Source organism: Muribaculum sp., from assembly GCF_029051885.1.
GTDB lineage: Bacteria > Bacteroidota > Bacteroidia > Bacteroidales > Muribaculaceae > Muribaculum.
Map to the genome: position 1 here is coordinate 1 of NZ_JAIDKI010000019.1, position 3395 is coordinate 3395.

Here is a 3395-nt window from a genome sequence, read left to right on the forward strand (position 1 = left end):
TCCTTCGTCACATGTCGAAAATCGTCTCAAGCTATACGACCCTGGCGGCAACATTTATTATTAAACAAGCTCTTAACTTCAAAAAGATAATAAAGGCAGAAAGTTTCCATTATATCAGAAAACATTCTGCCTTATATTTTGGTTCGAAAAGGCGTTGGCCTAATCGTTATTCCGACAAAGTCGAAAATTCAAGCTGATTAGAGGGCAGCGGCAAGAGCTCCGTTAGTCTTACGCACAGCCTCGGCGCTCTTCTTGAAGAGAGCCTTTTCCTCTTCGTTGAGAGAGAGCTCTACAATCTTTTCGATACCGTTGCGGCCGAGCAGACAGGGAACACCGATACAGATGTCGCTTTCGCCATATTCGCCTTCAACGAGAGCAGAGCAGGGAATCACGCGCTTCTCATCGTGGAGTACGGCACGAACAAGTTCGGCAGCAGCAGCACCGGGAGCCATCCATGCTGATGTTCCGAGAAGAGATGTCAGAGTAGCACCACCTACCATAGTGTCGGCAGCAATCTTGTCAAGCTGCTCCTTGGGGAGGAACTCAGTGGCGGGAACACCACGGTAAGCAGCGTAGCGTACCAGAGGAATCATTGTGGTATCGCCATGACCGCCGATTACCATACCTTCGATTTCGTTGGGATTAGCGTTCAATGCATTGCTGAGGAAATATTTGAAGCGAGAGCTATCGAGAGCGCCACCCATACCGATAATGCGGTTCTTGGGCAGACCGGATGTCTTATGGATAAGATATGTCAGTGTGTCCATAGGATTGGCAACACAGATGATTATGGGGTTCTTGCTGTATTTAAGCACATTTTCCATAACCGACTTAACGATACCTGCATTTACACCGATGAGCTCCTCACGGGTCATACCGGGCTTACGGGGAATACCGGAAGTGATTACAACGATGTCGCTATCCTTTGTCTTTTCGTAGTCATTGGTCACACCGGTCATATGAGTGTTGACATGAAGCAGATTGGCTGTCTGCATGATATCCATAGCCTTTCCTTCAGAGAGACCTTCCTTGATATCGATAAGTACTACTTCGTCGGCTACATTACGAGTAACCAATACATTTGCACAGGTGGCACCTACATTACCGGCACCTACAACAGTTACCTTTGACATAATTGAATTTTGATTGGGTTTATTCTTATTTATATGCTTATTTTCCTTGCAGTGACAGGATGCATCACGCCTTTGCCGACATGAGCATCACAAAATTAATCAATAATTTTATAGACATGAAAAATTTAAAGAAATTTTTCTTTAATGGTCACCATTTAAGCGGAAAAACATACCGCAATATTTGTCGAAAAAAGATATGACTGATGGAGATTATAGAGGCGTCTTTGATTATATCTCAAATTTACCGGCCCCCTCTCTGATAACGACCGGATTGGTGCTATCGGTAAGATCAACAACAGTAGAGGGCACTGTGCGGCCTTCACCGCCATCTATCACAAATGATGCCTCACTGTCATACCTGCGCGCTATCATCTCAGGATCTACTATCTCCTGAGAAAAATCGACATCTGACTCGCTCACCGCAGAAGCCGACAGCAATGGATTGCCAAGTGACTGAGCGAGACGACGCGCTATATCATTGTCAGGGATACGTACTCCGACTACCTTACGCCCCTTGAATATTTTAGGGAGAGTCGTGGCCGCAGGCAATATGAAGGTATATGGTCCCGGCAAGCACGACCTAAGGATACGATAGGCTCGGTTGTCAATCCTTACATATTCTGCGGCCTGTGATATATCCCAACATATAATCGACAGATTTACTTTCTGCGGATTGATATTCTTCAGGCGACATATTCTCTCTATAGCACGTGCATTAAGAGCATCACAACCTATTGCATACAGCGTATCCGTCGGGTATACTATCAATTGACCGTCCTGCATAGCCTGAGTCGCAAGCTCGATGTAGCGCTCGTTGATGCTGGTTTCATACGTCTTAAGTATTGTTGTCATGGTATCTGTAATAAAAATATGTGTATGCAATTAAAATGGTTTGCGATACTTGTCGGGATCGGCATCTTCAAGCACTGACAGGTATGATGCATAACGCGAACGTGCTATGATGTTATCCTCAAGCGCCTGCAAAACCGCGCAACCGGGCTCATGTGTATGTGTGCAGTCGCCGTAACGACATTCTGATGATATTTTGAAAATCTCCGGGAAATAATGAGCCACTTCATTACGCTTAAAATCAATCGTGCCGAATCCTTTTACTCCGGGGGTATCAATTACCCAACCACCACCAGGCAAGGGATATGCCTCTGAGAATGTTGTTGTGTGCTGTCCCGTATCATGCTGCATGGAAATCTCAGCCGTACGCACCGATACACCGGGAATAAGGTCATTGATTATTGTAGATTTTCCAACTCCCGAATTACCGGCAAGAAGATTAACGCCACCTGCCATGCTACGAGCCATCTCCTCAATACCGGTCCCGTCTTTAGCGCATGCGACAATGGTATCATATCCAATCGATGAATACAGATAATCTACCGCCTCAAGCAGCTCTCGTCCATCACTGTCCTGAAGCAAGTCTGTCTTATTGAATACAAGTGTTACCGGCACATTATATGCCTCTGCTGAGGCAAGAAAGCGGTCAATAAACGTCGTAGATGTTACCGGATGGTCGATAGTAACAACAAGATAAGCCCTGTCAATATTAGAAGCCAGGATATGCGATTCCTTAGAGAGATTGCTCGCTCTGCGGATAATATAATTTCTCCTCGGATAAATCGATGTAATGAATCCTGTACCATCATCATTGACAACAATACACACTCTGTCTCCGACAGCTACAGGATTAGTGGTACGGATGCCCTTAATCCTGAAATTGCCCTTAATCTTTGCCGGAATCTCACGTTTATCATCAGTGTAAACGACATACCAGCTACCTGTATTCTTTATTACTAAACCATCCATTGAATATGTATAATTGACAAAGATACATAAAATTTCAGTTCCGTTCACTAATAAAAGTCCGAACCAGCAATTTGTTCATGCAAAAACATAGCAGCAGGATATCAGACCGAATGCAAGCGCATAAGACGGTAAATGGTAACCGTGGATGTGTGTGCGCTCTGTGCGGAAGGCGACATAGGCTGCCGCAATAGAGGGAACAAACGTTGGCAGTGGTGGAGTGTAAACTACCGTCGTAGAGGACGCGACCTTGCGCTGAGAGGTCGGAGGGAATGCATGGGAGCGGGAACGCAAGAGAGAGAGCGGGAGCAGGGGTATATAAAAAAGACAGAGCCCGATGATTATGTATCATCAGGCTCTGTCGTTGAAGGAGGCGGTTACCTACTCTCCCACTTTCGCAGTACCATCGGCGTGGCGGGGTTTAACTTCTCTGTTCGGAATGGGAAG

General features: G+C 45.7%; 4 protein-coding genes and 1 rRNA gene. 1 reads left to right on the forward strand and 4 read right to left on the reverse strand.

Going from position 1 to position 3395, the window contains the following annotated elements; genetic code table 11:
* The coding region (locus K2I50_RS00705) for a hypothetical protein (RefSeq protein ID WP_301024334.1) at positions 1-197 on the forward strand (197 nt) is incomplete at its 5' end.
* Here the strand turns inward: K2I50_RS00705 and K2I50_RS00710 are convergent.
* The 4 genes from K2I50_RS00710 to rrf all read right to left on the reverse strand — a co-directional run.
* Entirely contained in the window at positions 198-1133 is a 936-nt protein-coding gene (locus K2I50_RS00710) for a malate dehydrogenase (protein ID WP_301024335.1), read from the reverse strand.
* A gap of 228 nt (positions 1134-1361) precedes the next feature.
* Positions 1362-1985, reverse strand: a complete 624-nt coding sequence (locus K2I50_RS00715) for an L-threonylcarbamoyladenylate synthase (RefSeq protein ID WP_301024336.1) — start codon at positions 1983-1985, stop codon at positions 1362-1364.
* A gap of 30 nt (positions 1986-2015) precedes the next feature.
* Complete coding sequence (gene rsgA / locus K2I50_RS00720; RefSeq protein ID WP_301024337.1) at positions 2016-2951, reverse strand: ribosome small subunit-dependent GTPase A; 936 nt, start codon at positions 2949-2951, stop codon at positions 2016-2018.
* Positions 2952-3316: 365 nt separating this feature from the next.
* Positions 3317-3395: ribosomal RNA gene (gene rrf, locus K2I50_RS10890) — 5S ribosomal RNA — on the reverse strand; the annotation flags it as partial.